Source organism: Pseudomonas sp. PDM31, assembly GCF_019218965.1.
Taxonomy (GTDB): Bacteria; Pseudomonadota; Gammaproteobacteria; order Pseudomonadales; family Pseudomonadaceae; genus Aquipseudomonas.
On the sequence record NZ_JAHUWS010000002.1, the window covers coordinates 179,147 to 205,336 of the forward strand.

The 26,190-nt window shown below is 56.8% G+C and carries 20 protein-coding genes and 1 pseudogene; 11 read left to right on the forward strand and 10 right to left on the reverse strand.

The window, feature by feature from the left end; genetic code table 11:
* Positions 1 to 239 precede the first annotated feature (239 nt).
* A complete protein-coding gene (gene cfaB, locus KW839_RS04030) occupies positions 240 to 1,427 on the forward strand; it encodes a C17 cyclopropane fatty acid synthase CfaB (RefSeq protein WP_218423488.1) in 1,188 nt (395 codons plus the stop codon).
* Here cfaB and cls read toward each other — a convergent pair.
* Positions 1,424 to 2,863: a cardiolipin synthase gene (gene cls, locus KW839_RS04035; protein ID WP_218423489.1), complete on the reverse strand. Its 1,440-nt coding sequence runs from the start codon at positions 2,861 to 2,863 to the stop codon at positions 1,424 to 1,426. The genes cfaB and cls overlap by 4 nt on opposite strands.
* A gap of 132 nt (positions 2,864 to 2,995) precedes the next feature.
* On the opposite strand from cls, the gene KW839_RS04040 reads away from it, so the two are divergent.
* Positions 2,996 to 3,517 (forward strand): DUF3617 domain-containing protein, encoded by a 522-nt coding sequence (locus KW839_RS04040; protein WP_218423490.1) that lies wholly within the window; start codon positions 2,996 to 2,998, stop codon positions 3,515 to 3,517.
* A gap of 47 nt (positions 3,518 to 3,564) precedes the next feature.
* On the opposite strand, the gene KW839_RS04045 is transcribed toward KW839_RS04040, so the two are convergent.
* From KW839_RS04045 to folE2, 3 genes and pseudogenes are all read right to left on the reverse strand, one after another.
* Positions 3,565 to 4,506: a His/Gly/Thr/Pro-type tRNA ligase C-terminal domain-containing protein gene (locus KW839_RS04045; protein WP_060540406.1), complete on the reverse strand. Its 942-nt coding sequence runs from the start codon at positions 4,504 to 4,506 to the stop codon at positions 3,565 to 3,567.
* A gap of 118 nt (positions 4,507 to 4,624) precedes the next feature.
* Positions 4,625 to 4,957, reverse strand: a pseudogene (locus tag KW839_RS04050) (carbonate dehydratase); the annotation flags it as partial.
* Between the two features lie 28 nt (positions 4,958 to 4,985).
* Positions 4,986 to 5,882, reverse strand: a complete 897-nt coding sequence (gene folE2, locus KW839_RS04055) for a GTP cyclohydrolase FolE2 (protein WP_218423492.1) — start codon at positions 5,880 to 5,882, stop codon at positions 4,986 to 4,988.
* Between the two features lie 87 nt (positions 5,883 to 5,969).
* Between folE2 and zigA the strand changes: the two genes are divergently transcribed.
* Both zigA and KW839_RS04065 read left to right on the forward strand, forming a co-directional pair.
* Positions 5,970 to 7,175, forward strand: coding sequence for a zinc metallochaperone GTPase ZigA (zigA, locus tag KW839_RS04060; protein WP_218423493.1), 1,206 nt, complete (start codon positions 5,970 to 5,972; stop codon positions 7,173 to 7,175).
* Between the two features lie 62 nt (positions 7,176 to 7,237).
* The gene (locus KW839_RS04065; RefSeq protein WP_218423495.1) at positions 7,238 to 8,197 is read left to right on the forward strand and encodes a GTP-binding protein; all 960 of its coding nucleotides are present in this window, start codon (positions 7,238 to 7,240) and stop codon (positions 8,195 to 8,197) included.
* A 16-nt stretch (positions 8,198 to 8,213) separates the two neighbouring features.
* On the opposite strand, the gene KW839_RS04070 is transcribed toward KW839_RS04065, so the two are convergent.
* Positions 8,214 to 8,627, reverse strand: coding sequence for a DUF3301 domain-containing protein (locus KW839_RS04070; protein WP_060540238.1), 414 nt, complete (start codon positions 8,625 to 8,627; stop codon positions 8,214 to 8,216).
* Between the two features lie 119 nt (positions 8,628 to 8,746).
* Here KW839_RS04070 and pdxY point away from each other — a divergent pair, with 119 nt between their 5' ends.
* The gene (gene pdxY / locus KW839_RS04075) at positions 8,747 to 9,619 is read left to right on the forward strand and encodes a pyridoxal kinase PdxY (RefSeq protein WP_060540237.1); all 873 of its coding nucleotides are present in this window, start codon (positions 8,747 to 8,749) and stop codon (positions 9,617 to 9,619) included.
* Between the two features lie 118 nt (positions 9,620 to 9,737).
* Here the strand turns inward: pdxY and KW839_RS04080 are convergent, their stop codons facing one another.
* The gene (locus tag KW839_RS04080) at positions 9,738 to 10,049 is read right to left on the reverse strand and encodes a DUF6124 family protein (RefSeq protein ID WP_218423497.1); all 312 of its coding nucleotides are present in this window, start codon (positions 10,047 to 10,049) and stop codon (positions 9,738 to 9,740) included.
* A gap of 616 nt (positions 10,050 to 10,665) precedes the next feature.
* Between KW839_RS04080 and KW839_RS04085 the strand changes: the two genes are divergently transcribed.
* The 4 genes from KW839_RS04085 (at position 10,666) to KW839_RS04100 (ending at position 16,373) form a co-directional block, all read left to right on the forward strand.
* Positions 10,666 to 13,329, forward strand: a complete 2,664-nt coding sequence (locus KW839_RS04085; RefSeq protein ID WP_218423498.1) for a hypothetical protein — start codon at positions 10,666 to 10,668, stop codon at positions 13,327 to 13,329.
* Complete coding sequence (locus KW839_RS04090; RefSeq protein ID WP_218423499.1) at positions 13,311 to 13,889, forward strand: lysozyme inhibitor LprI family protein; 579 nt, start codon at positions 13,311 to 13,313, stop codon at positions 13,887 to 13,889. The genes KW839_RS04085 and KW839_RS04090 overlap by 19 nt, the downstream gene beginning before the upstream one ends.
* A 207-nt stretch (positions 13,890 to 14,096) precedes the next feature.
* The gene (locus KW839_RS04095) at positions 14,097 to 14,462 is read left to right on the forward strand and encodes a hypothetical protein (RefSeq protein ID WP_218423501.1); all 366 of its coding nucleotides are present in this window, start codon (positions 14,097 to 14,099) and stop codon (positions 14,460 to 14,462) included.
* 675 nt (positions 14,463 to 15,137) lie between these two features.
* Positions 15,138 to 16,373, forward strand: coding sequence for a hypothetical protein (locus KW839_RS04100; protein WP_218423503.1), 1,236 nt, complete (start codon positions 15,138 to 15,140; stop codon positions 16,371 to 16,373).
* A gap of 130 nt (positions 16,374 to 16,503) precedes the next feature.
* Here KW839_RS04100 and KW839_RS04105 read toward each other — a convergent pair whose 3' ends face one another.
* Positions 16,504 to 16,986 carry an acyl-CoA thioesterase gene (locus KW839_RS04105; RefSeq protein ID WP_060540236.1) on the reverse strand — a complete coding sequence of 161 codons (483 nt, stop codon included), beginning with the start codon at positions 16,984 to 16,986 and terminating at the stop codon, positions 16,504 to 16,506.
* A gap of 236 nt (positions 16,987 to 17,222) precedes the next feature.
* On the opposite strand from KW839_RS04105, the gene KW839_RS04110 reads away from it, so the two are divergent.
* On the forward strand, positions 17,223 to 18,986 hold the full coding sequence (locus KW839_RS04110) for a cation:proton antiporter (protein WP_060540235.1): 1,764 nt from the start codon (positions 17,223 to 17,225) through the stop codon (positions 18,984 to 18,986).
* A gap of 21 nt (positions 18,987 to 19,007) precedes the next feature.
* Here KW839_RS04110 and KW839_RS04115 read toward each other — a convergent pair whose 3' ends face one another.
* From KW839_RS04115 to uvrD, 3 genes are all read right to left on the reverse strand, one after another.
* Complete coding sequence (locus KW839_RS04115) at positions 19,008 to 19,415, reverse strand: SMI1/KNR4 family protein (protein WP_060540234.1); 408 nt, start codon at positions 19,413 to 19,415, stop codon at positions 19,008 to 19,010.
* A 137-nt stretch (positions 19,416 to 19,552) separates the two neighbouring features.
* Positions 19,553 to 20,431 carry a Tim44 domain-containing protein gene (locus tag KW839_RS04120; RefSeq protein WP_060540233.1) on the reverse strand — a complete coding sequence of 293 codons (879 nt, stop codon included), beginning with the start codon at positions 20,429 to 20,431 and terminating at the stop codon, positions 19,553 to 19,555.
* A gap of 344 nt (positions 20,432 to 20,775) precedes the next feature.
* Positions 20,776 to 22,959 carry a DNA helicase II gene (uvrD, locus tag KW839_RS04125; protein ID WP_218423506.1) on the reverse strand — a complete coding sequence of 728 codons (2,184 nt, stop codon included), beginning with the start codon at positions 22,957 to 22,959 and terminating at the stop codon, positions 20,776 to 20,778.
* A gap of 258 nt (positions 22,960 to 23,217) precedes the next feature.
* On the opposite strand from uvrD, the gene KW839_RS04130 reads away from it, so the two are divergent.
* Positions 23,218 to 26,109 (forward strand): GGDEF domain-containing phosphodiesterase, encoded by a 2,892-nt coding sequence (locus KW839_RS04130; protein ID WP_218423508.1) that lies wholly within the window; start codon positions 23,218 to 23,220, stop codon positions 26,107 to 26,109.
* Positions 26,110 to 26,190: the final 81 nt, after the last annotated feature.

Here is a 26,190-nt window from a genome sequence, read left to right on the forward strand (position 1 = left end):
GATTTAAGCGGCGTTGATTTCTCGGCCAGGGATGAAAAACGACAGCCTTGAGAGCGTTCATGTTTTCGAACTGTGCGGCTGATTCGTAGTCACTGAATTGAGGGCACATCTTTTGTGCATTCGCGACGATGAGTCGAGGTGGCGCGAATCATTGGAATTGGCTATTCAATCGGTAGCCGGCTATTTTTCAAAAAGATGGTCTACCCTCTGATCAGAAGTCTGAAACAAGGGGAATTTTCATGCTCGCGCAACTTCCACCGGCCTTACAGAATCTGCAGTTACCGCTTCGCCTGCGACTCTGGGACGGCCACGAATTCAATCTGGGGCCGACGCCCAGCGTCACGATTGTGGTCAAGGACCCGCAAATGGTCACCCAGTTCACCCATCCCAGCCTGGATGCGCTCGGGGCGGCATTCGTCGAAGGCAAGCTGGAACTCGAAGGCTCCATCAGCGATGTGATTCGCGTCTGCGATGAATGGAGTCAGGCCTTGTTGAACGAGGAAGACGACAATCAGCCGGTGCGCACCGTCCATGACAAGGACACCGACGCCAAGGCGATCTCCTATCACTACGACCTTTCCAATGCCTTTTATCAGCTGTTTCTCGACAGCGACATGGCCTACTCCTGCGCATATTTCGAAACCGGCAGCGAAACCCTTGAGCAAGCCCAGCAGGCCAAGTTTCGGCATTTGTGCCGCAAATTGCGCCTGCAACCTGGCGAATATTTGCTGGATGTTGGCTGCGGCTGGGGCGGACTGGCGCGATACGCGGCGCGAGAGTTTGGCGCGAAAGTGTTCGGTATCACGCTGAGCAAGGAGCAACTGGCGCTGGCCCGTGAACGGGTCAAAGCCGAGGGCCTGGAGGACCTGGTCGAACTGCAATTGCTCGACTATCGCGACCTTCCCCAGGACGGGCGTTTCGACAAAGTGGTCAGTGTCGGCATGTTCGAACACGTCGGTCACGCCAATCTCGCCGAGTACTGCAAAACCCTGTTCGGCGCGGTGAAAGAGGGCGGTCTGGTGATGAATCACGGTATCACGGCCAAATCCATCGATGGACGGCCGGTGGGACGCGGTGCCGGTGAGTTCATCGGGAAGTTCGTATTTCCTAACGGCGAGTTGCCGCACCTGTCGATGATTTCCGCCGAGATCAGCGAGGCTGGGCTGGAAATCGTCGATGTCGAGAGCCTGCGCCTGCACTATGCGCGCACGCTGGATCACTGGAGCGAACGTCTGGAGGACAACCTCGACGCCGCTTCCAGACTGGTGCCGGAACAGGTGCTGCGGATCTGGCGCCTGTACCTGGCAGGGTGCGCCTACGGTTTCGCAAGGGGCTGGATGAACCTGCACCAGATTCTCGCGGTGAAAGCCCACGCCGATGGCAGTCATGAACTGCCATGGACCCGGGATGATATTTACAACCCTTAAAGAATCGGCGCAATAAGCCGGGCGACCCGCATGCCGACTTTTTGCAGGCGGTGGGCCTCCCGGCCTTCATCCTTGGCGATTTCAGTGGCTAGGGCGAAGTCGTCGTTCAGCATCTGTTCCACCTCGGCGGCGAACTTTCTGTCGACGGTCAGCAACATCACTTCGAAATTCAGGCGGAACGAACGGTTGTCCATGTTGGCGCTGCCGATGGCACTGAGCTCGTTGTCGATCAGCAACACTTTCTGATGCATGAACCCGGGTTCGTAGCGGAACATCCGCACACCTGCGCGCGCGGCTTCGAAGGCATAAAGACTGGAAGCGGCGTAGACGATACGGTGGTCAGGCCGGGCCGGCAGGAGGATCCGCACATCGACGCCGCGCATCACTGCCAGGCGCAAGCCGGCGAACACCGCCTCGTCAGGAATGAAGTAGGGCGTGGTGATCCATATCCGTTCGGTGGCAGCGTAGATAGCTTCAAGGAAGAACAATGAACATGTCTCGAAGGAGTCTGCCGGGCCGCTGGCGAGTAATTGGCATAGCACCCCGTCGTCAGGGTAGACCTGTGGAAGGATCAGCGGTGGCAGTTTACGCGCCGCCCAGAACCAGTCCTCTGCAAAGGATTCCTGCATGCAGGCTACTACCGGGCCGCGTACTTTTACGTGGGTATCGCGCCAGGGTGCCAGAGGCGGTTTCTCGCCCATGTATTCATCGCCGACGTTGTGCCCGCCGACAAAACCAAGAACTCCGTCCACCACCACTATCTTGCGATGGTTGCGAAAGTTGACCTGAAAGCGATTGAGCCAGCCGCTGCGAGTGGCGAAGGCCTTGACCTCGACACCACCATCGCGCAATGCCTGTACGTATTTGCGGGGCAGGGAGTGGCTGCCGATGCGGTCGTATAGCAAATAGATCGCCACACCCTCGGCCGCTTTCTTCAGCATCAGGTTATGAAGGCGTTGACCGAGACGGTCGTCGTGGACGATGAAAAACTGAATCAGTACGGCTTCCTTCGCCTGGCTGATGGCCTCGAAAATGGCGTCGTAGGTGGCTTGGCCATTGATCAGCAGGCGCACTTCGTTGTTTGCCAGGCACGGCATATGTCCGAGCTTTGGCATCGCTCGCAAGGAGTCGTAGGCGCTGGAAGCACGAGCACTAAGCGCTTCTTCTACCCAAGGGCGCCAGTTGAGCTCGGAGATGGCTTTGCGCATCTCCTCGTTGGCCTGGCGGCGGGCCTTGATGTAGCCATCGAAGGTGCTGCGGCCGAACACCAGATACGGGATAAGCGTCAGGTAGGGTATGAAAAACAACGACAGGGCCCAGGCGATCGAGCCTTGGGCTGTGCGAACGGTCAGCACCGCGTGTATGGCCGCGATCATGCCAAGCGTATGCACCAGTGCAATGGTGTAACCGAAAATATGTGGTCCAAAATAATCCATGGGGGCAGCCCTGCTCCTGAAGATTCAATGCTTAACAGACCATGTTCCGTGCAGAATGTCGCTAATTAATTGGCCCATGAACCGAAGCCGACGGCTGACGTCTAACAGCCACTACTGATCAGGAGTTACTCAATGAACGTTCGTCTGCTGGGTTTGGCCATGGTGTTGGGGGTGGCACTTCCTGTCGCCGCTCAGGCTCAGATGCTTCAGCCAGGTTTGTGGGAGCTGACCACAAGCAACATGAAGGTCGATGACCAGAACATGCCGGACCTGCAATTGATCCTTGGACAGATCCAGAACCAGATCACTCCTGAACAGCGTGCTCAACTGGAGAAGCAGGGCATCTCCATGGGCGGCAAGGGCATTCGCGCCTGCCTGACTCCGGAGCAGGTCAGGACCGACGACATTCCGTTGACCGACCCGCAATCGGGCTGCAAGCAGGAAATCACCGAACGCACCGGTAATCAGTGGAAGTTCCGCTTCAGCTGTCCACGTGCCCAGGGTTCAGGAGTGGCCACATTCCTCAGTGATCGCGAATTCACTACCAAGGTCAACGGTACCTTCAACGCCACCGGTATTCAGCAGAAGGGTAGCCTAGAATCCCGCGCCGTGTGGCTGGGCGGAGATTGCGGCACAGTCAAGCCCAGGGCTTAAAGAAGTCCGGGATTACCTGGCAAGCTCGTTTCAACAATGGGTTGCAGTCATGCATCCGATGTGGGAGCGCGCTTGCTCGCGATGGCATCTGCACCGGCGGCGAATATACCCGGCTGGTTAAACCACTGGCACAGCGCTTCGATCTCCATCCTGCCAAAATTCGCCCCGTTGCGACTACGCACGCTGACAAACCCACCGGCTTCTTCCCTCTCGCCAATCACCACCAGATACGGCACGGTCTGGCTGTGTTCACGGAGCTTGTAGTGGACTTTCTCGTTGCGTAAGTCTGCACTGGCGCGGATGCCGCTTTGACGTAAGGTCTCGGTCACGGACTGGGCATAAGTCGCCTGTCGGTCGTCCATGCTAACGACCATCACTTGCGGTGGAATACGCCAATCCTGTAGTTCCTGGTGGCTGGACCAGCACGTGCCATAGATCCGTTGCTGCAACGTTCCGCTGATGTGATCCAGGGCGAACGCCTGCAATACCCTGGTAGCAGGCACCTGAGGGCCTGTGGTCAGGTAATCGGTGTCCCCGAGACGGTATAAAGACAGGGCCTTGGAGGTCCTTGCCATTTCCTGACGCCGGATTGAATGGTTGGTTGCCGCCAGCGCCTGCATGCGAGCTTCGATCAGCGGCAGATCGACCGGCAGCAACGGCTGCTCGACTACGAATTCGTAGTAAAACCCATCTCCCAATTCCGACCCCGCACGCAGTTGTGCCGTGGGGTGGAGCTGCTTGAGCGCCATGGCCAGCATCAGCGCACAGGAGCGGCGCAGGATCTCCAGGCCATCTGGCTCCCTGGGCGTGACGATACTGACACGAGCATTCGCCTGGATCATGTGTTCGCAGTCAACCAACATCCCATCCACCCGACCTGCTACCGCTGCGCTGGCCAGACCCGAGCCAATGCTCGCAGCCAACTCGTGTACGGTCAGGGGCTGGTCGTATTCACGCAATGAACCGTCGGGCAAGGTGATCTGGATCATGTTGATATTGTTCTCGGCTATTTCGATCACATGCGCTAGCGTCTTAACCATAGAGGCAGTACCGGCCGCTGTCATTTAGACGATTGTCTTGCGCGGTCATCAACAGTGGCCTTCATGCTCAGAACTCGTTCTGCAGGGCTTTGTAGCCACGTACCAGATCGACGTTCGTACGAGCTACATCCTCGGAAAACTCCGAAGCACAGGCACTCACCATTGGAAAACGGCTGAGGTCGGTTTCGGGGCCGATACGGGTGGTAGAGGCCACGTAAAAGGCATCCGGCAAGTTGCGGCCGTCGACCACCGAGTTGTGCCGTACCACGCAGCGGTTACCGACTACACAGTTGAACAGCACGCTGTTGAAACCGATGAAAACTCGATCGCCCACGGTGCACGGGCCATGAACAATCGAGCGGTGGGCGATGGAGGTGAACTCGCCAATCGTCACTGCCACTGCGTTGCATGGGTGTGGATGCAATCAATCATTTTACCTCCCAGTTGAAGGCGCTCTCGGCGATGGCGTCATGGGCATGAAGGCTTTCGGCGTGGACGACACGGATGTGGAAGGCGGTGATGCCCGGGGAGCGTTTCAGGGACAGGTTCAGGCGTCGGGCGGCGTCTTCGCAGAACATCAGGTTCTGACCGTTGGCCAAGGCAAATGCTTGTTCGTCGGCGCGCTTCACTGCTGTTTGTACAGCGGTGCCCAGTGCTTTTTCTGCGTTGTCGATGATCGCAATCAGCGGCAGATCATCCAGAAAGTCATCCAGCCGCAGACGCAGCTTCGCTGTGCTTCGTTGGCTGTGGGGCGTGGCGACAATGCCGTTGGTAGAGCCGAGCCAAACCAGAACATCGGCGTGGTCCAGCGTGCGGTTAGCAAAATCATCGACAAATTTCTGCTGGATCAATTGACGCGATAGCGCTGCGGAACATGGGCAAGTTGAGGAATAAGGCACATCGATTTTTAGTTCCACGTGGAACATCGGGTATTTCAAATGCGCTTCGATGCTAACCGGATAGCTTTTCCAGCCGCTCAATGGACTGATCAATGCCGGTCTTTTCAGCAGCACTTGCATGTGAATTTTTAAGTGAGCTGCGTTGGATAGGCCTTCGTGGCTTTCAAGAAAGTTCTGCAGAACGCGCCGCAATGAAGCTGGAGACAGGCTTTCGTGCTCGAGCCCTTCCAAGGCCAGGTACAGCCGAGACATATGAATGCCGCGCGCGTTTCCATCATCCAGGCTGACACCGGCATCGACGCTCGCGTTTAGGCGCTGGCCATCGAACAACACGGGTAGAGCAATACCGCACATGCCCACCCACTCCAGCGGTATGGTTTCGTGTGAGGTTTGCGTGGCGATATCTGGCATAAGCAACGCGTTCATCGGCAGGTCCATCAGAGCAATTGATTGAAATGTTATAGTATATCAATTAGCGTGACGATGCTTTTTTCTCCTGTGAGGAACGTCCTGATGCCCAACCGCCTTCCCGTGACCGTCCTTTCCGGCTTTCTGGGTGCCGGAAAAAGTACACTTCTCAATTACATACTACGTAATCGCGACAATCTTCGAGTCGCCGTAATCGTTAACGATATGAGCGAAATCAACATCGATGGCAGTGAAGTCCAGCGTGATGTCAGCCTGAATCGCGCAGAAGAGAAGCTGGTGGAGATGAGCAATGGCTGTATTTGCTGTACGTTGCGCGAAGACCTGCTCGAGGAAGTGAGCAAACTCGCGAGGGACGGTCGTTTCGACTACCTGTTGATCGAATCTACCGGCATTTCCGAACCTTTACCCGTGGCGGAAACCTTTACCTTTCGCAATGAGGGCGGGCAGAGCCTGGCCGACATCGCCCGTCTCGACACCATGGTCACAGTGGTCGACGGCGTGAACTTCCTGCTCGACTATCAGGCCGCCGAAAGCCTCGCTTCCCGAGGTGAAACCCTCGGTGAAGGCGACGAACGTTCGATCACTGATCTGTTGATCGAGCAGGTCGAGTTTGCCGATGTGATTCTGATCAGCAAGATCGATTTGATCACCCGTTCCGAGCGCCAGGAGCTGATCGCCATACTGGAGCGGCTCAATGCCCAGGCGGAAATCATTCCGATGGTCATGGGTGAAGTTCCGCTGGGGAAAATCCTCGACACTGGTTATTTCGACTTCGACAAAGCCGCTCAGGCACCAGGCTGGCTGCGCGAACTGCACGGCGAACACGTCCCGGAAACCGAGGAGTACGGTATCGCCTCCAGCGCTTACCGAGCGCGCAGGCCGTTCCATCCGCAGCGCTTCTTCAGTTTTATCGATCGCCCGTGGGTGAACGGGAAGCTGTTGCGCTCCAAGGGCTTTTTCTGGCTGGCGAGCAAGCATATGGATGCCGGGAGTTGGTCCCAGGCCGGCGGTTTGATGCGCCACGGTTTTGCCGGGCGCTGGTGGCGTTTCGTACCGAAGGACCAGTGGCCGCAAGACTGGGAGGGTAAAGCCGCCATCATGGAAAACTGGACTGAGGCCAGCGGTGATTGCCGCCAGGAGCTAGTGTTTATCGGTCAAAACATCGACTTCGCGCAACTCAGTACCGAGCTCGACGAATGCCTGCTGACGGACGATGAAATGGTCCTTGGCGTCGAGGGATGGCGCTTGTTCCCGGATCCGTTCGGCCCCTGGTATGAAGAAGCTGCCTGACGCCTGCAGTGATTATCGGGCATATTGGCGATCAGCCAGATAACCCTCAGAAATCACCAGACATGCTGCAGAACATTCCCACCCACGTCATTGCCGGTCCGTTGGGCGCCGGCAAGACCAGTCTGATCAAACATCTGATGGCTCAACGTCCTGACGGCGAGCGCTGGGCGGTGTTGATCAATGAGTTCGGCCAGATCGGCCTCGACGCTGCGCTACTTGCCCAGGACGACGACGGTATCGCCTTGGGTGAAGTGGCTGGCGGCTGCTTGTGTTGCGTAAACGGCGCGCCATTTCAGATCGGCCTGGGGCGATTGTTGCGCAAGGCGAAGCCGGATCGGCTGTTCATCGAACCTTCGGGGTTGGGGCATCCTGCGCAGTTGCTCAGGCAATTGAGCGAGGCGCCGTGGCAAGGGGTGTTGGCCGTACAACCTTGCGTGCTGGTGCTGGATGCTCAGGCACTCGCGTCCGGCAGGCCGTTGCCGGATGCGCAGCAGGAGGCACTGCACACGGCAGGGCTCCTGGTGCTGAACAAGTCTGAAAATCTCGATGATGACAGTCGCCGGCGGATCGCCGCACAGCTGCCATTGCGACCCTTGTATTGGGCGCAGCAAGCAGCATTGCCTTTAGTTGAGTTGCCGGGACTTGCCGCTCAGGCGGTAGCCGGTGTGGATAACTTCATCGCACTCAAAGGATTGGCGCAGATGCCGGCCGTCTGGATCGATCCCGAACTACCGATTTGCCTGAGTCAGGAGCAGGAAAACAGTTGGAGCATCGGTTGGCGCTGGCATCCGAGCCAGGTTTTCGACACTGCGCTCACCGATCAGTGGCTGGCAGGTTTTGCCTGGAGGCGGGCGAAGCTGGTTATCCGCAGTGCAGAGAAGTGGGTGTCGGCGAACGCGTTGGATAACTCGGCGCTGGACTGGCAGCCCAGTGAATGGCGGCAGGACTCTCGCATCGAGTTGATTTTCAGCGAACCGCAGAATATCGAAGAGCTGCAGCGTGGACTGGCGGGTTGCCGCTAAAAATTGAATTGAAGGCTCAAGGCTTCCACTTGGAATGTTCCTGACGCCACTGGCTCAACTCGATCACTTCGGCACGAGGTTTCACTACATCGACCACCGTCTCTGGCTCGTCGAATGGTACCGGGTAGGGCGCCAGTTCAATCTGTGCGCTGTGAGCGCCAAACTGGGTGATGGTGCCGTTGTGGCGGGTTTCGCCGGTGACGGTGAACTCGAAGTTGTACACACGGGCCAGGCGTCGGCGACCATTGGCGTCTTTGATAAAACCGATTTTTTTCAGGGCCACGTTGCCATCCAGCAACTCGACCCCGAGTTTGCTGCAATGCTGCTTGACCCGCTCCAGCGCCCGCTCGCGCAAGCCGTGGTTGTGCCACAGCCATGCGCCAGCGGTGGCGAACAGCATCAGCACGAAGATATTTCCAAGGGTCAGCATCAACTGGGTGCTCCAACAAGATAGTGTCAGCTTAACTGCGTCGCCGGTCTGTCGTACAGGCTGTGTTTAGTCGCATACTGCGCGGCTTGAATTTCAATCGTTTTACGGATATCCACCGCATGAAACGTACACCCCATTTGCTCGCTATCCAGTCCCACGTGGTGTTTGGTCACGCTGGCAACAGTGCCGCAGTTTTCCCGATGCAGCGGGTCGGGGTAAATGTCTGGCCGCTCAATACCGTGCAGTTCTCCAACCACACCCAGTACGGCCAGTGGGCCGGTGAGGTGCTGGCACCGCATCAGATTCCTGATCTGGTCGACGGCATTGCGGCGATTGGCGAGCTGGGTAACTGCGATGCAGTGCTCTCCGGTTATCTGGGCAGCGCAGCCCAGGGCCGAGCGATTCTGACGGGTGTGGCGAAGATCAAGTCGATGAACCCCAAGGCACTGTATCTGTGCGATCCGGTGATGGGACACCCGGAGAAGGGTTGCAGCGTACCGGCTGAAGTCAGCGACTTCCTGCTGGAGGAGGCCGCCGCCGTGGCGGATTTCATGTGCCCCAATCAACTGGAGCTCGACAGCTTCTCGGGCCGTAAGCCGCAGTCACTGCTCGATTGCCTGGCAATGGCCCGGGCGCTGCTGGCGCGTGGCCCGAAGGCGGTGCTGGTCAAGCATCTGGACTATCCCGGCAAGTCGACAGAAGTCTTTGAGATGCTGCTGGTGACGGCAGAAGGCAGCTGGCACTTGCAGCGACCGCTGCTGGCGTTCCCGCGTCAGCCGGTGGGTGTCGGCGACCTGACTTCCGGTCTGTTCCTGGCGCGCGTGCTGATTGGCGATAGCCTCGTCGCAGCGTTTGAATTCGCCGCCTCGGCGGTGCACGAAGTCCTGCTGGAAACCCAGGCCTGCGCCAGTTATGAACTGGAGCTGGTGCGGGCTCAGGACCGGATTGCCCATCCGCGAGTGCGGTTTGAGGCGACAGCGATCAGTCTCTGATTCGGGTATGGCGAAACGATCGCCGCCTGCGGCAACTACAGGTTTTGTGTACACCCGTAAATTAACGGTTGTACCGGACTCCTGTAGGAACTGCCGCAGGCTGCGATCTTTTGCTCTTCTACCCAGGCAATTGGATTCGATCCAAAGCCCGGTTCACCGCCAACTCCCCCAGCATGATGACTTGCGCGATTCCCAACAGGGTATTACGACTCGCCCCCACCGTCCGGTCCGCCAGATCCATTGTCATGATATTGGCCGAAGCCAACGATTCACACGCATGGGCCAGGAGGCTTTCGGTACCGAGTTCAGGTTTAACGAAAAACATCGTGCACAGTTTCCGGGGAGTGGCTCGGATATCGGCTGTTGAGGGGATGCGCTCGAATGTTGTTGCGGGATTGTCGTCGGGCGGATTCGGTGTTGGTTTGATCATAAGTGCTTCCTTAAGTAGTAGGACCGCACCATCTCGCGACTAAACGAAGGGGTGGCGGCTGTGCGCAAGTTAGTCGACCGGCAAGGAAAGCAAAAACCGGCGCGCCCGAAGACGCCAAGCGCACAGCCACCATCAAATGCAGGCGTGTACCTGACTGAGGTTGCTCATGCGACCGCTTTAACCTTGCCCGGGCGACTAAACCCGATCACTGGCAATCAGTGACGCGAATCAAGTTACCGAGGGCCCCTAGGGCGCACAAGCCGACGGATTCTGGCGTAACCGTAGGCAACGGCGCAAGGTGATGTAGCTTTCGCGAAGTAACCTCGAAGACGTTTAAACAAGTATCGGTTCGCTCGCAAAAACGCTGCAAATAAAAGCCAAAAAAACCTCGCCACAACCAATCGGCAATTCCGTACAAGACCTGACAGACCTGGCGCGCCGCCATCCCAGACCGATCCTACGTTCCTTCGGGACATTTCCTATTTCTACGATTTCGAGCTTCCAGAAGACTGTCGGACCGTTATCGCTCTGAATTAACCGAGCATGAATCTGATGCCCCGGGACGTGTGCATCTCTCTGGTTGACCCCTTTTGCAAAACAAGGAGCGACATGCAACATGGCCAGTGTTCTTCATCGACTTTTTGGACTCCACAAGTACGACACCACTTCGCGATCTGATGCAGCGCAGGTCTCTGACTTGCCCGAGCCTGATAGCCATTCTTCCCCCGCATCCCCTTTTGCAGAGCCTGCCCCCAGCACACTGCGCCCCGTGGAAAACTGGTGCCATCCGTTCAAGGACATGCGCGATCCGCTCATGCAACTGACTCACCTGGCCAAAGCGGTGGCCGGCTATTACCCACTTGGAAGCGCCGGCATGTGGCACGGCGGTGTTCACTTTGACAAAGGCACCGTCGGAACCCTGCAGCAATCCAGCGTGTTTTGCCTGGCTGACGGGGAAGTGGTGGCTTACCGCATCGATACGCATTCGCCGAGAACCGCCTACTTCGACAAAGATAAAACAGTCGAAAAACCCTTTTCGCGCAACTTCGTGTTGGTTCGCCATCACCTCCAGCCGCCGAAGATTCAAGGCAGTCAGGACATTCCACCGAGCCTGACTTTCTATAGCCTCTACATGCATCTGCAGGATTGGGCGAAGTACCAGCAGGATGCCAACCTCGCCCGCCCGCCATTCTGGCCCGAGCGTGCAACTTTTCGTGTGAAACAGACGGCAAAAGACGCTCGCCCCGGTCGGCCCGAGCAGCTTGGGTTGAATGTTTACAACAGGCGGCATGGCAAGGTCATCGACTTTCTGCCGCGAGGCGCCGAAGTAGCAATCAGTGGCACCGGCGAGTTCCGCAGGTTGGAGAGCAGCCTGGGACCGGCGAAGTTGCTCAAACCGGACGGTTCGATCAAAGGATATGTCGCCGCCCGGTTGCTCATATACCCGGACCGCAAGGAAACTCGCGTGACGAAGGCAGTGAACGTCCGGGCTGAACCGGTGATTGCAGGTTCAGATAACATCCTTTTCGTGTTGCCGGTTGACTCGCAAGTCACGGTCAGTGGGGCTGGCGAGTTTCGCAAGCTCGAACGCATTGATCAGTATGTGCATTTTGACTCACTGGAAGGCGCCATTGAGCCAGTAGAGACCGATCAGATAGTGGTGCTTGATCAGCCTGTTGCAATTAAGGCGGGTGACTTGATCGGCCACCTCGGTCTGTATCAGGACGGCGGCGTAAGTCAGCCGGATGAGAAACTTCACCTGGAAACCTTCAGTGGTGATGACGTCGAGGACTTCATCGATGCCTGTCGGGAGTGGGCCAAACGCCTGCCGGAGAAAGACAAAACCTGGCTGAAACTCCCCATGGGCACGCCCGTCGTGCCCCCAGAAGGAAATGACACGGCTGCGCTATTGCAGGCGTCGAGTAAATCCAGCCCGCGCAGTGCTGCCGATTTGCTGGTCCCCAAAAAGTTGCTGGATGGACTGCCGGCAAATCAAAAAAACCACGTGCCCGCGACTTCGACGCGCAAAGCGCGTACCTGGTATTACCTGAAACATTTGCTTCACGACACCGACAACAATCCTCTTGATGGCTGGGTGTGCGATGAGCCGGACGTCACGTGTTGGGTCAGCCCGTGGGCTTGGGAGGGCTACGGCGTCATCGTCGACTACAGCAGACCCAAACACATGCTGGCTTCTTTTCTCAGCACCATCGGCCGCTTAAGCGAGGAGGAACGCGAGCGCTACCGTGCCATTGCCGAAAAAGACGACAAGGGCCCGATGAAAACGCGGTTGTACGAAATCATCGGTCGCAAACCCGACGGCACGCTAACGACTGATGAACTGAAAGCGGCCCTCGAGCGCCCGGCTGATGCGCAGTTGATTTCGCAGATGATCCTTTACAAGGAAAGCGAGTGGTTTCAGCAGCCGAAGATATGGGACGCACTGGATGAGCTGCTTGGCCATAGCGGCTCGACGCCGCACTTGAACTGGATAGCGGAGAAACAGCGGATTGCGCAGATGGGGTGGTGGAGGGAGGTAGCGGAAAAGGTGGGATTGCCTTCGTGGGGGAGTGCTTATCACTTTCATCCGATTGGATTAGCAGCCAGGTTTAATACTGAATGCCCTAACGAGTGTGTAGTGGAAACTTATGAGTTGGAGGGGACGGCAGGACTTCTTGTAGTTTCAAAAGAGTCTTTTCAGTTTATTTTGGACAAGGAAGGATATAGCAAATATCCTTATGTGCCGGCTGGTGCCAGCGGAGTAACTATTGGCTATGGATATGATTTGGGGCAGCAGTCGGCATTTCAAGTTCGTCAAGATCTTTCTCAAATCTATGCTCGGTCAGATATTGAAATTTTAATAGGTGCTATCGGGAGACAAGGGGACCAAGCTAGAAGTATCTTGAGTACCGTAAGCCACATCTCAATTAGCGAGGCGAATTCTATAGCTCTTGCCATAAGAATGAAAAAGCGCTACGCGCAGTTAGTGATTGATGCTTATCCGGGAGTGATGGAACTGCATCCACACTGCCAAGGAGCATTGCTGTCTCTCGTAGTGAATAGAGGGATCTCATTTACTCGACCAACTACTGACTCTCGATTAGAAATGAAACAAATTTACGACGACTTTTTGAGTCGAACTCCCGAGAAAATCCCATCTAGACTGCGTTCAATGAAAAGACTTTGGGAGGGGAAAGCCGGGCTTGGAGGGCTAATAATTCGGCGAGAAGAAGAGGCTCGACTTTTTGAGAGAGGTTTAATATGCGATTGCTGGCACTAACGTTTTGCGCTATTAGTTATTTATGGATTTCGCCAGCTTTTGCTGATGGAAATTGCAATAAAAATAGCTTTGTTACTAAAGATATCTTGCAGTGCGCGGATGTTGCGTACAAGAAAATTGATAAAAAACTTACCGAGCAGTATTCGGCGATGGTTGCAAATTCAGAGTTTTCTCATGAGAATTTGCTTCTGGATAGTGAGCGGGCTTGGATTCAATACAAAGCAGTTCATTGCGAAAATGTTTACGTGTCTGTATCGCCAGGTGAAGAGGCGGAAATTGAAAAAGTGGCGTGCCTCACTTCTTTGACAGTATCAAGAGTGATGGAGTTATTATATTTAGACACGGGCGTTAACGCTGATGGCTTTTATAACGCACTTTCTGTTATGGCGGGAGCTTCTTCTGTGACAAGGGAAAAAATATTTTCGCATATAGAAAATTTGACAAGTTCACCTGAGGAGGCTAGGTACTACAGGAAAAACTGTGAGCTAGTAGGCACTATTCATGCAGAAGAGGAAAGAATCTGTCAGATTCGAATGAAATTTCAAGCGATAGCTCGCTAAGGGCTTTGGAGTGAAAAAGATAACAATTATTCTTATAATTGCGTGCGCCCTAACTCAAACAGAATCTTGGGCGAGAGATCCATACGTGGATATAAATGAAACAATGTGCGTGGAGGGGGGAGGATATTTATATTAGTTGTGCCTTTGATGTCAAACGGAGTCGGCATGATTATATAGGGAAGGCTGCGTCTATTTGTGCAAAGGGGAATGCATCATCCAGATGCTGGATATGGGCAATATCGCTTTGGGAAACCGTCCTATGGCTCCGGTCAGGCAAAAATCGAAATGCAGTTTCCCGAAAGGAGAGTTCCACCAAAAGAAATTTTCACCATCTATACCTCGGTAAATTCTGAAACTATTGGGAGTGCGCTTCGGTTTGTAAGTGGCAAGTATCTCTATTCATTTGAACGTTCGTCAATGTTAGGTTATAAAGTTGTTGTCAGGAAGCAAGACGTGAAGGTATTCAATAAGAGTTGCACCCTTCCTGGTGTAAGCTACTTTGTTGATGGCGCATATGAAGGCATTCGGACGATAGATCTTGGTGAAGAAAATATATCCGAAGAAAACAGATGAATTGACGCGATGTTGTTTCTATGGGCGTAACAAGAGTCATGACTTTCTCTTTCTGGGGTGTGTTCTTCGGCGGTGCGAGCGCAAATGCATCTGAAAATAATTTGTGTGAGTCCGATGAGTTTGTAGCCGCGTCATGCAGCTTGGGCGAGATAAGGAATAGACTTGTATCTTTTTTGTGATAGCGCAGATGCACGAACAATATTTTATCGATTCGGCACCAAGGCACGAATTGAGTTGATAAAAGGTTTTTCAAGTGGAGATCCGGTTTTTCGTTGGACATACGCTGCGACATATACAACATATTTTTGGCGTAGAGTCTCAGAGTAAGCGTGTGTGTTTGGTGTTCCGCACGAAACGCTACGGGTGAAAGCTTTTCTGGAAGTGACAGGCTTGAACGCGGACGTGATGAATCGCACATGTACTGGAAATTTTTATGGAAGAAAACAGTTGTTAGCGAAGCGATAGAAGAGGTAGGTGATGCTGTGGTTAGAGATTCTGGTTATTTTTTTTCACTGAGTGATAGGTAGAAGTTTCATGTTCGATGCAAATAACGGGGGTCGACGCAAGTCTTGGTTTTAACCTGTTCGATCTATTGTTTGTTGAAGATTAATAATTTCTATTGGGGGTGTAGATGGATTTAAGAAGGTTGTGTTTTGAAGTCGGGGTAACTTAATAATGCCAATCAGACTGGATAAAATGCCACCGCTCGCACCGAGCCCCCAGCGACCTCGATTTTTACTTTGGCTTGGTATGTTGCTGTTCTGTTGTTTGCTGGGAACCGGTGGGGCGTTGTTGTTCGGTGGCGAATCGTTACCTCAGAAACCTTCGGATTTCTGGACCTTTGCCTTGGGCATTCCGTTTTTGGCTTGGTGCGTGCTCGGATTCGGACGTTTGCTGTTGTACGTAGGTGAACAAGGCGTCGCCGATGGTTGGGATAGCGCTCGCGAAAAAGACTTGAACCGGAAGGTGCAGCAGGGGCGTCGTTCGCAGCAGGTATTGGGCGTGAGCTTGCAGACTGCTCTTGGAGACCCTGCGGGTGATTCGGAACTACAACTGGAGGCACTAATGAGTGGGGAGCAAGCGCTGAAGTCGCAGGCGTCGAGGGTGGATGGAAAGATACTTCGCCATAGTTGTTTGTCTTGCGATGCAGATGAAAATCCGGAATCCATCTTGCTGAGTATTTGGACGCAGACGCTCGCCGACCTGGCGCTGACCCTGGCGCAGTTGCCTGCCGATCAACCCTTGGCCCTGTTGCTGGATGTCGATACCGGTTTGCCGGAGAAACAGTGGCGCCGTGTTTGGCGACAGGCATGGCGAGAATCCGGCATTCGCCAGCAAACGACTCCAGTTGATGGCCGCGGTCTGACGGCACTGGACCAGTGGCTTGACCAGCGTATCGATGATCGGGCGATGCTGATGGTTGTGGCCGTGCAGTTTGCGCCGCAGCAGCCTGAAGGCACGGCAGAAGTTGCCGTCGGGTTGTTGTTTGGCAACCGTCTGACGCAAGCCACGTTACCGCCGATAGCCTACCTTCACCGACCGGAGCAGGAGCGCAAGCCCCCCTCCGGTGATTTGCTTTACGCTACGCGCCAGGCGCTTGATTGGCTGCCGCCTGAATCGAGATCAGTCCAGCAGGTTTGGCGAGCGGGTATTGATGCTCGCGGGGCGGGCGCCATTGCCAGCGTGATGGTTAAAGTCGGCATGCCAGTGAATGGATCGGGTGTGTACGACATTGATGCAATGCTGGGTCATCCAGGCTGTGCTTCACCCTGGTTGGCCATCGCTGCCGGGACGCAGGCGATTCGGCGTGGTGCCGGGACGCAATTTGTCTTCAGTGGTGGCGCGGCTGCGGCTGGTCTGTGGGGCACGGCGTTGATTCCCGTGTCGCCAGTTTTGAAGCAGGTGTCTTGAGGGTAGGTCTGGCGGGTGGGGTTTATTGGCACCAGATGAGTATCTCGCCGGAAACTGTGCGCAGGAACTGAAAGTCAAAGATCGCAGCCTGCGGCAGCTCAGGGAGCTGCAGCAGGCTGCGAACTTTACTTTAAGCGTCGCCCTTGATCTCCTGATAGCGTTTTTCCAGCTCCTGACGAATCTGCCGGCGCTGTTGAGCCTGGATGAAACGACGCTTGTCTTCGCTGTTCTGCGGTTGCAGCTGTGGTACCAAGGCTGGTTTGCGCAGGTCATCGACCGCGACCATGGTGAAGAAGCAGCTGTTGGTATGGCGCACCGAGCGCTCCCGGATGTTCTCGGTCACCACCTTGATACCCACTTCCATGGACGTGTTGCCGGTGTAGTTGACCGACGCGAGGAAGGTCACCAGTTCGCCGACATGGATCGGCTCGCGAAAAATCACCTGGTCCACCGAAAGGGTCACCACGTAGCGGCCGGCATATCGGCTGGCGCAAGCGTAGGCCACTTCGTCGAGGTACTTGAGCAGGGTACCGCCGTGCACATTGCCAGAGAAGTTGGCCATGTCGGGGGTCATCAATACCGTCATCGACAGCTGGGCGTTTCCGGGTTCCATAACGTTCTCACGGATCAGGGCAAGGTTTGAGGGACGCACCTCTGCGGGTGCCTCGGCGGTTTTTTCAAACCATCAGTTATCGGGACGCCGGGTGTCTGGTCGCCGTCACGCCGGATCGATCTGTTTCCATATATTGCATCGCCTTTTTGCCACAAGTCGCGGTGTTACGCTGCGAAAAGCCATTTTTTCCAATGGCTATTCTTGCGCGCAGTAATGTCATCAAGGAGCCACACGCCATGCATGCCATCAGTTTCATTCAGGATCTGGCAGTGATCATGTTGATCGCAGGTGTGGTGACCGTGGTGTTTCACCGACTCAAGCAGCCGGTGGTGCTGGGTTATATCGTCGCCGGCTTCATCATCGGCCCGCACACCCCGCCGTTCGGCCTGATCCACGACGAAGAAACGATCAAGACCCTGGCGGAACTCGGGGTGATTTTCCTGATGTTCTGCCTGGGGCTGGAGTTCAGCTTGCGCAAGCTGTTCAAGGTGGGTGCCACGGCATTCATCGCGGCGTTCCTGGAAATCGTGCTGATGATCTGGATCGGCTACGAGATCGGCCGCTGGTTTGACTGGAACACCATGGATTCACTGTTTCTCGGCGCGATCCTGGCAATCTCCTCGACCACCATCATCGTCAAGGCACTCAACGATCTCAAACTGAAAAACGAGCGTTTTGCGCAGCTGATTTTCGGCGTGCTGATTGTTGAAGACATACTCGGCATCGGCATCATCGCCTTGCTTTCAAGCATCGCGGTCAGCGGTACGGTCAGTTCCGGCGAGGTGTTCTCGACCGTCGGCAAACTTTCGTTGTTCATGATTGTAGCCCTGGTCATTGGCATCCTGCTGGTGCCGCGCCTGTTAGCCTATGTGGCCAAATTCGAAAGCAATGAAATGTTGCTGATCACGGTACTGGGACTGTGTTTCGGTTTTTGCCTGCTGGTGGTCAAGCTCGAGTACAGCATGGTGCTTGGCGCGTTCCTGATCGGGGCGATCATGGCCGAGTCCCGGCAGTTGCTGAAAATAGAACGCTTGATCGAGCCGGTTCGCGACCTGTTCAGCGCCATTTTTTTCGTTGCCATCGGTTTGATGCTCGACCCACAGATCCTGTTGCAGTACGCCTGGCCAATCGCGGTGATCACCGTAGCGGTGGTCCTTGGCAAGATGCTGTCCTGTGGTCTCGGTGCGTTTATCGCCGGCAATGATGGCCGCACTTCGCTGCGCGTCGGTATGGGCTTGTCGCAGATTGGCGAGTTTTCTTTCATCATCGCTGCGCTGGGCATGACCCTGCAGGTCACCAGCAGCTTTCTGTATCCGGTGGCCGTGGCGGTTTCGGTCATTACAACGTTGCTGACGCCCTATCTGATCCGCGCGGCCGATCCATTGTCGATCAAGTTGGCGGGGATCGTGCCTGAACGCCTGGGGCGGGTGCTGGGGATGTATGGCGAATGGCTGCGCAGCATCCAGCCCCAAGGCGAGGGAGCGCTGCTGGCGTCGATGATCCGGCGGATTTTGCTGCAGGTAGGGGTCAATCTGGCGCTGGTGATCGCGATCTTTTTCTCCGGTGCGTACTTCGCCGAACGCATGTCGGCTTATCTGCAAGACTGGATCGCTGATCCAAGCTGGCAGAAAGCGTTGATCTGGGGAGGCGCGCTGTTGTTGTCGCTGCCATTCCTTATCGCTGCGTATCGCAAGCTCAAGGCGCTGTCGATGCTGTTGGCGGAAATGGGCGTGAAACCCGAGATGGCGGGGCGACATACCCAGCGGGTGCGTCGGGTAATTGCCGAGGTGATCCCGATCCTGTCGCTGTTGGTGATTTTCCTGCTGCTGGCAGCCTTGTCGGCCAGTATTTTGCCGACCAACAAGTTGCTGGTGCTCATTGCCATAGTCGCGGCCACCGTAGCGGCGGTGCTATGGCGCTGGTTCATCCGCGTGCACACGCGGATGCAGGTGGCGCTGCTGGACACCCTCGACAACCACAAGGAGTCGTCCGGGCATTGACCACCTGGAGTGTGGTCTGACTCAGCTCTCGAGCCAGACGTCCCGCGCCCAGTGCCACACCGATTCCCAGGTTTCCTCGGTAATCAGCTCTTCTTCGGCGGACCAGAGCACGACGGTGCCGTCTTCTTCAACGCAGTAATAGTCGTCGCCGTCCTGGCAAATCGGGATCAGGCTGCGATCGACGCCTGCGTCCCAGGCGTTGGCGGCCACATCCGGCAGATAGGTGTGGGATTGCGGGTCGGTAACAGTCACTGGCTCCAGGCTGCCGTAGACTACGTCGCTAACGGTCAGCAGAAACTCTCTGAAGACGAATGGAATGTCGATGAACAGTTGTTCTTCGATTTCGACCAGCAGATCTTCGTCGGGCAACTCCAAGGGGACCGGTACCGGCTCGTTGGCTTCACGCAGTTGTTCGATGATTTCTTCCACGTCCGGGATCCTCTTGCTTGTATGGCGCGGTTTATATGGGGCGGTTTATACAGTAGCTCGCTATAGATGCAACCGCGAAATAGAAAACCCCGGCAAGCCGGGGTTTTTATTTACAGCGGATGAGGCGCGGAAGGTTATCAGCCGTTCTGGCGGATACCCGCGACCAGCCAAGGCTGGTTTTCGCCCTGTGCACGCTCCATGTTCCAGCTTTCGCTGAACACTTCGCCCTGGTCGAAACGCGAGGTTTTCGACACGCCGTTGAAGGTCAGGGTGGCGATGGTCTTGTCGGCGCGGTCATCCACACCGTCCAGCTGCACATTGAGGTTATCAATGTAGGTGGACTGGAAGCCGTCGCCCAGGTCAGCACGCTCGCGCTTGAGGAACTCAAGCATTTGCGGGGTCACGAACTCGGCGATCTTGTCCATTTCGTTGGCGTCCCAGTGTTGTTGCAGGGACTGGAAGTGGTTGCGCGCGGCTTCGATGAAGCTGCGTTCATTGAACCAGGCTGGAGCATTGATGACTGGACGAGCAGCAACAGGTGCTGCCGAACCGCCGAAGATCGAACCACCAGCAGGCTTCTGTTCGAAGACTTCACGCTGCATTGGCGCGTGACCGGCCGGGGCGTAATGCGCCTGCTGCTTGCGACGACGGGCAGCGATGAAGCGGAAGACCAGGAAGGCGATGACCGCCATGATCAGGATGTCGAAGATCTGCATGCCCTGGAAGCCGTCGCCCATGAACATGGAGGCCAGCAGGCCACCGGCGGCGATACCGGCCAGGGGGCCGAGCCAGCGCGAAGCGCCACCGGCCTTGGCGGCGGCGCCAGCGGCACCGGCAGCACCAGCGGTCGCCGCAGCGCCGCCCATGCCTGGAGAAGAAGGAGCCATCTGGCTGGTCTGGTGCGTCGGCGCAGCGCCGGCGCTCTTGCCACCACCGAAGCGCTTGGCGGCATTGACGTCGAGACTCATCGTCAGGCCGATGCACAACGCCATGGCGATGCTAAGAAAACGTTTCATATAGGGAATTCCCATTTGTGGAAGGCACGCGCGCCATGTTGCACAGCTGAAGTGTTACTGGCTAGCGGCAGAGTGTTTCGGGCTTTTGCCTGACAGGTAATATTCAGCTTGTGTCAGTGCAATAGGACCTGTTGCCTTTGGACTGTCAGATGAGTGGACGAGTTCTGTAGGAAGTCTCGTGTGGCGAGGGGGCTTGCCCCCGTCGGGGTCGCGAAGCGGCGCCAAAATAGTAGTCTGGGTCTACTGCGTAGCCCAACGGGGGCAAGCCCCCTCGCCACAGGCGAGCCCCCCCGGCACAACAAAACCCTTCACTACACAAGCTCTACTCCCACAGGAAAGAGCCTTTAAATGGCCTCCAGCTTCGCGTAGCCCAGCATCAGCCACTTGCTGCCTTCGCTGAAATTCACCTGCACCCGGGCCTGAGCACCGGCCCCCTCGAAGTTGAGGATCACGCCGTCGCCAAATATCGAATGACGTACGGTCTGGCCCAGGCTAAACCCGGTTTCTGGAATCTCGCTGCCACTGAACAGGTTGCTGCCGCTCATCGATTGATTGCCACCGAACGGACGGCTGACGCTATTGGACAGCCGCACTTCCTGAATCAGGCCTTTCGGAACTTCGCGTACGAAACGCGACACCTTGTTGTAGGTCTCGCTGCCGTAAAGGCGTCGGGTTTCAGCGTAGGTCATCACCAGGTTCTGCATGGCACGGGTGATGCCGACATAGGCAAGGCGACGCTCTTCCTCAAGACGGCCGGGCTCTTCCAGGCTCATTTTGTGCGGAAACAGGCCTTCTTCCATGCCCACCAGGAACACGTAAGGGAATTCCAGGCCCTTGGCGCTGTGCAGGGTCATCAACTGAATGCTGTCTTCGTGTTCGTCGGCCTGGGTGTCACCGGCCTCCAGCGACGCGTGGCCGAGGAAGGCCGCCAGCGGCGTCAGGTCCTCGTCTTCTTCGCTGTTTTCGAAGTTGCGGGCGGCGCTGACCAGTTCCTCAAGGTTTTCTACCCGGGCCTGGCCTTTCTCGCCTTTTTCCGCTTCGTGGTAGGCGATCAGCCCCGACTGCTCGATAACTGTCTGGGTCATCAGGTGCAGCGGCATTTCCATGCACTTGGCGGCGAGATTTTCGATCAGTTCGATAAACGCACCGAGAGCACCGGCAGCGCGGCCGGTCAGGCCTTTGTTGGCGACCAGTTGGCGCATCGCTTCCCACATCGACACATCGCTGTGGCGCGCATGATCACGAATCGCTTCGACGGTTTTCTCACCGATACCACGGGCGGGAACGTTGATCACCCGCTCCAGCGCGGCATCGTTGCCGCGACCTTCGAGCAAACGCAGGTAAGCCATGGCGTTCTTGATTTCTGCACGCTCGAAGAAGCGTTGCCCGCCATAAATGCGGTACGGAATGCGCTCGCGCAGCAAGGCTTCTTCCAGAACGCGCGATTGGGCGTTGGAGCGGTACAGGATCGCGATATCGCTGCGAGACAGGCCGGTTTTCAGCGCACTTTCGATGGTTTCCACAACATAGCGAGCTTCGTCGTGCTCGTTGAAAGCGGCATACAGGTTGATCGCTTCGCCGTCACCGCCATCGGTCCACAATTCTTTACCCAAGCGTCCGGTGTTGTTGGCGATCAGGGCGTTGGCGGCTTTCAGGATGCCGGCAGTGGAGCGGTAGTTCTGCTCCAGGCGAATGGTCTCGGCGTCCGGGAAATCTTCGGAGTACTGGTAGATGTTTTCGATTTTCGCGCCACGCCAGCCGTAGATCGACTGGTCGTCGTCACCGACCACCATCAGGCTGTCGCCACCTTTGGCCAGCAGGCGCAACCAGGCGTACTGCACGGCGTTGGTGTCCTGGAACTCATCCACCAGAATGTGCCGGAAGCGCTTCTGATAATGCGCCAGCAGGCCCGGGTGGTCGCGCCACAGGTCGAGGGCACGCAGCAGCAGTTCGGAGAAGTCGATCACGCCCGCGCGCAGGCAGGCGGCCTCGTAGGCTTCATAAATGCCGCGCATGGTCGCCAGGAACAGGTCGCCGCTGGCTTGAATGTGTTGCGGGCGCAGACCTTCGTCCTTTTGCCCGTTGATGAACCACTGTGCCTGGCGGGCCGGCCAGCGTTGTTCATCGAGGCCAAGCTCGCGGATCACCCGCTTGACCAGCCGTTGCTGGTCGTCACTGTCGAGAATCTGGAAAGTCTGGCTCAGGCCGGCTTCCTGCCAGTGCGCCCGCAGCAAGCGGTGCGCCAGGCCGTGGAAGGTGCCGACCCACATACCGGCCGGGTTGATACCCATCAACTGCTCGATGCGATGACGCATCTCGGCAGCGGCCTTGTTGGTGAAGGTCACCGACAGGACGGAGTGGGGCGAGGCGTTTTCGACCTGGATCAACCAGGCGATACGGTGCACCAGCACTCGGGTTTTACCGGAGCCAGCACCGGCCAGGACCAACTGACGACCCACGGGGGCCGCTACGGCCTGACGTTGGGCATCGTTGAGGGAGTTCAGCAAAAGGGAGAGATCATCGCGCATCGGGGCATTCTAGGGGGCGGCGTCACACCGGGCAAACACCGCTTTGCTTTAATCGATGAATGTCAGGTGAATGACGACCGGTCGGTCATCGCCTGCAGGCGTTGCCGGGCGTGCTCGTGCTGTTTTCAGGCCGGCATCGGCGACCAAAAGTTTTGGCGAATATTTGATCAGTAGCTGTTTGGTCCACGGGCTTGCTTGTGTATGCTCCGTCGACGTTTCGGGCTCATGCTCATTAATATAAGAACAAGAACATCGCCTATGACCCTCAGCTCTGACCTGTCGGGCCCTACTGTGGAGCCCCGGGTTATCCGCAAACTGTACGCCATGGAAATGGCGGTCGAGCGCACGCGCCTGCTGTATCAAGGTTCTTTGCTACCCACGTTGTTCATGCTGATCAATGGCCTGGTGTGTGCCGGATTGCTCTGGAGTCCACAGCGCCACTTCCTGGTGAGTGTCTGGCTGATCTGGTTGTTATCACTGGTGGCATTGCGAGTGATTCAGGTCGCCGCCTTTGATTCGGCGATTCCTGATCGTCAGGCCCATCCGGTCTGGGGTCGCATGTTTCTGCTGGGCTCGGGGCTTACCGGGCTGACTTTGGCCGGCGCGGGTATTGCCCTGGCGCCCGCTGACAATTTCATTCAGCAAGCCTGGGTGTTCGGTCTGATCGGTGCCGCTGCACTTTCGGCCAGTGTTGCCTACGCGGTCAGCCTGCCGGCCTTCCTGTCTTTTACCTTGCCCTGCCTGCTGCCCGCCATTGCCTATATGTTTTGGTTGGCGGACGAACAACAGCAGGGTTGGGGGTGGTTCGGCCTGATCCTCCTGGGCGCGTTGAGTGTGGTTGCCTGGCAGGTCAATCGCTTGATCGATCGCGGCCTGTTGCGGCGCTTTCAGAATCAGGCGCTGATCGAGCATCTGCAGCAGGCCCAAAGCAGCAGTGAGCAACTCAACAACAAACTCGCCAGTGAGATTGACCAGCGCCGTCGCGCCGAAGACGAACTGCGGCAGATTCAGATCGAACTGGAAAGCCGCGTTGCCCAGCGCAGCCTGGAACTGGATGCCGCCAACCAGGCCCTGAGCAAGAGCGAGGCGCGTCTGGCGCTGGCGCTCAAAGCCAGCGAACTGGGGCTGTGGGACTGGAACCTGCAGACCGATGAAGTGCATCACAGCCACATCCAGGAATTATTTGGCCTGGAACCTGAGTATGTGACAGCGATGCTGCGCCATCTCAAGCCCCGCCTGCACCCTGAAGATCTACCGGTGCTACGCCGGGCAATGATCGATCATTTGAAAGGGCGCACCGAGGACTACCAGGTCGAATACCGCGTGCGTCATCGCGATGACCGCTGGGTGTGGATCGAGGACCGCGGCCGGGCCGTCGAACGCAGCAAGAATGGCCGGGTGACCCGCATGGTCGGCACCCGTCGTGACATCAGCGTCGGCAAGGCGCTGGAAGAGCAGCAGCAACTGGCGGCGACGGTATTCGAGGCGGCCAGCGAAGGCATAGTCATTTTCGACCCGGATTACGCATTGATAGCAGTCAACCAGGCTTTCTGTCGCGTGACCGGCTATGACATCGGGGAACTGCTCGGGCGTAATGTGGCCGAGTTGCCTTGCAGCCGGGATGCCCGCCGGCACTACGCAGCGATTCATCAAACGTTGGAGCAACATGGCAGCTGGCAAGGCGAACTGGTGGAAACCCGCAAGAATGGCGAGATGTATCCGCAATGGTTGCACCTGAGTGCTGTGCGTGACTCCCGGGGAAATGTCAGCCACGTTGTCGGCTTCTTCGCCGATCTGTCGGCGCGACGCGAATCCGAAGAGCGCATGCGCTATCTGACCCATTACGACGAACTGACCGGCCTGGCCAATCGCTCCCTGTTTCGCGAACGCCTGAACGAAGCACACCAGCGCGTGCGTCAGGGTGGTTATCGCAGCCTGGCGCTGCTGCACATCAATCTGGATCGTTTCAAACTGCTCAACGACAGCCTCGGCCACGATATCGCCGACCGGTTATTGCAGAAAATGGCCCGGCGGTTGGTGAACGCGCTGCCGGAGGCGGATACCATCGCTCGTCTTTCCGGCGACGAGTTTGCGGTGTTGTTCAACGCCTACGGCAACCTGTCCAGTCTGGCGCGGGTGGCGACCCGATTGGCAGCCAAGTTGCGCGTGCCGGTGACGGTCGACGGGCATGAGCTGGTGATCAGCGTGTCGATGGGCATCAGCCTGTTGCCGGACAACGCCCGGGAAATTTCCGCATTGGTCAGTCAGTCGAACATGGCAATGCAGCACGCCAAACACTTGGGCGGCAATAATTTCCAGTTTTATACCGACAGCCTGCAAGCCAGCACGCTGGAGCGGTTACAGCTGGAAAACCACCTGCGCAAAGCCGTCGAAGAAAAGCAGCTCAAGGTGTTCTACCAACCGAAGTTATGTCTGGCCACCGGTCGGCTGAATGCTGCCGAAGCCTTGGTGCGCTGGGATCACCCGACCATGGGGCAGGTGCCACCGGGGGACTTTATCGGCCTGGCCGAGGAAACCGGGTTGATCGGCCCGATCGGTGAGTTCGTGCTGCGCCAGGCCTGCTGGCAAGCCTGTGAATGGCAACGCCAGGGCCTGGAGCCGATTCGGGTTTCGGTCAATCTGTCAGTCCATCAATTGCGTCAGGGCAAGCTGGTCAGCCTGGTGCGTCAGGTTCTGGAGGAAACCGGGTTGGCGCCGCACCTGCTGGAGCTGGAGTTGACCGAAAGCCAGTTGCTGGACAGCGTCGAGCATATCATCGCGACCTTCCAGCAATTGCGTGATCTTGGAGTGCAGCTGGCGATTGACGATTTCGGCACTGGTTACTCATCCTTGAGTTACCTCAAGCGTATTCCAGTGGACTACGTGAAGATCGATCAGGCGTTTATCCGCGGGCTGGGGGAGGGCACGGAGGATGCGGCCATCACCCGGGCGATCATTGCCATGGCCCATGGTCTGTCGTTGAAGGTCGTGGCTGAAGGGGTGGAGCGGCAGGAGCAGCTTGAATTCCTGCGCGGTGAACGCTGTGACGAAGTGCAGGGCTACCTGATCAGCCGGCCGATCGAGGCGCAAGGTTTGGCGCAGCTGCTTAAGGATCAACACCAGGTGAATGAGGGCGCAGGTCGAAACTGATCTTGCGCCAGACGCGGTGACAGCCGAGCGGGAGCCACAGCACCACGCCTGATCTGAATGGGCTGGCCTTGAACTCATGCG

What these genes read in the sequence shown, in the direction of transcription:
- zigA (WP_218423493.1), top strand. Translation starts at nt 5,970, where the DNA reads ATGCCCAACCGCCTTCCCGTGACCGTCCTTTCCGGCTTTCTGGGTGCC.
- KW839_RS04110 (WP_060540235.1), top strand. Translation starts at nt 17,223, where the DNA reads ATGCATGCCATCAGTTTCATTCAGGATCTGGCAGTGATCATGTTGATC.
- KW839_RS04095 (WP_218423501.1), top strand. Translation starts at nt 14,097, where the DNA reads ATGCATCATCCAGATGCTGGATATGGGCAATATCGCTTTGGGAAACCG.
- KW839_RS04100 (WP_218423503.1), top strand. Translation starts at nt 15,138, where the DNA reads ATGCCAATCAGACTGGATAAAATGCCACCGCTCGCACCGAGCCCCCAG.
- cfaB (WP_218423488.1), top strand. Translation starts at nt 240, where the DNA reads ATGCTCGCGCAACTTCCACCGGCCTTACAGAATCTGCAGTTACCGCTT.
- KW839_RS04070 (WP_060540238.1), bottom strand. Translation starts at nt 8,627, where the DNA reads ATGCTGACCCTTGGAAATATCTTCGTGCTGATGCTGTTCGCCACCGCT.
- KW839_RS04045 (WP_060540406.1), bottom strand. Translation starts at nt 4,506, where the DNA reads ATGATCCAGATCACCTTGCCCGACGGTTCATTGCGTGAATACGACCAG.
- KW839_RS04065 (WP_218423495.1), top strand. Translation starts at nt 7,238, where the DNA reads ATGCTGCAGAACATTCCCACCCACGTCATTGCCGGTCCGTTGGGCGCC.
- KW839_RS04090 (WP_218423499.1), top strand. Translation starts at nt 13,311, where the DNA reads ATGCGATTGCTGGCACTAACGTTTTGCGCTATTAGTTATTTATGGATT.
- cls (WP_218423489.1), bottom strand. Translation starts at nt 2,863, where the DNA reads ATGGATTATTTTGGACCACATATTTTCGGTTACACCATTGCACTGGTG.
- KW839_RS04105 (WP_060540236.1), bottom strand. Translation starts at nt 16,986, where the DNA reads ATGGAACCCGGAAACGCCCAGCTGTCGATGACGGTATTGATGACCCCC.
- KW839_RS04120 (WP_060540233.1), bottom strand. Translation starts at nt 20,431, where the DNA reads ATGAAACGTTTTCTTAGCATCGCCATGGCGTTGTGCATCGGCCTGACG.
- pdxY (WP_060540237.1), top strand. Translation starts at nt 8,747, where the DNA reads ATGAAACGTACACCCCATTTGCTCGCTATCCAGTCCCACGTGGTGTTT.
- KW839_RS04085 (WP_218423498.1), top strand. Translation starts at nt 10,666, where the DNA reads ATGGCCAGTGTTCTTCATCGACTTTTTGGACTCCACAAGTACGACACC.
- uvrD (WP_218423506.1), bottom strand. Translation starts at nt 22,959, where the DNA reads ATGCGCGATGATCTCTCCCTTTTGCTGAACTCCCTCAACGATGCCCAA.
- KW839_RS04040 (WP_218423490.1), top strand. Translation starts at nt 2,996, where the DNA reads ATGAACGTTCGTCTGCTGGGTTTGGCCATGGTGTTGGGGGTGGCACTT.
- folE2 (WP_218423492.1), bottom strand. Translation starts at nt 5,882, where the DNA reads ATGAACGCGTTGCTTATGCCAGATATCGCCACGCAAACCTCACACGAA.
- KW839_RS04130 (WP_218423508.1), top strand. Translation starts at nt 23,218, where the DNA reads ATGACCCTCAGCTCTGACCTGTCGGGCCCTACTGTGGAGCCCCGGGTT.
- KW839_RS04080 (WP_218423497.1), bottom strand. Translation starts at nt 10,049, where the DNA reads ATGATCAAACCAACACCGAATCCGCCCGACGACAATCCCGCAACAACA.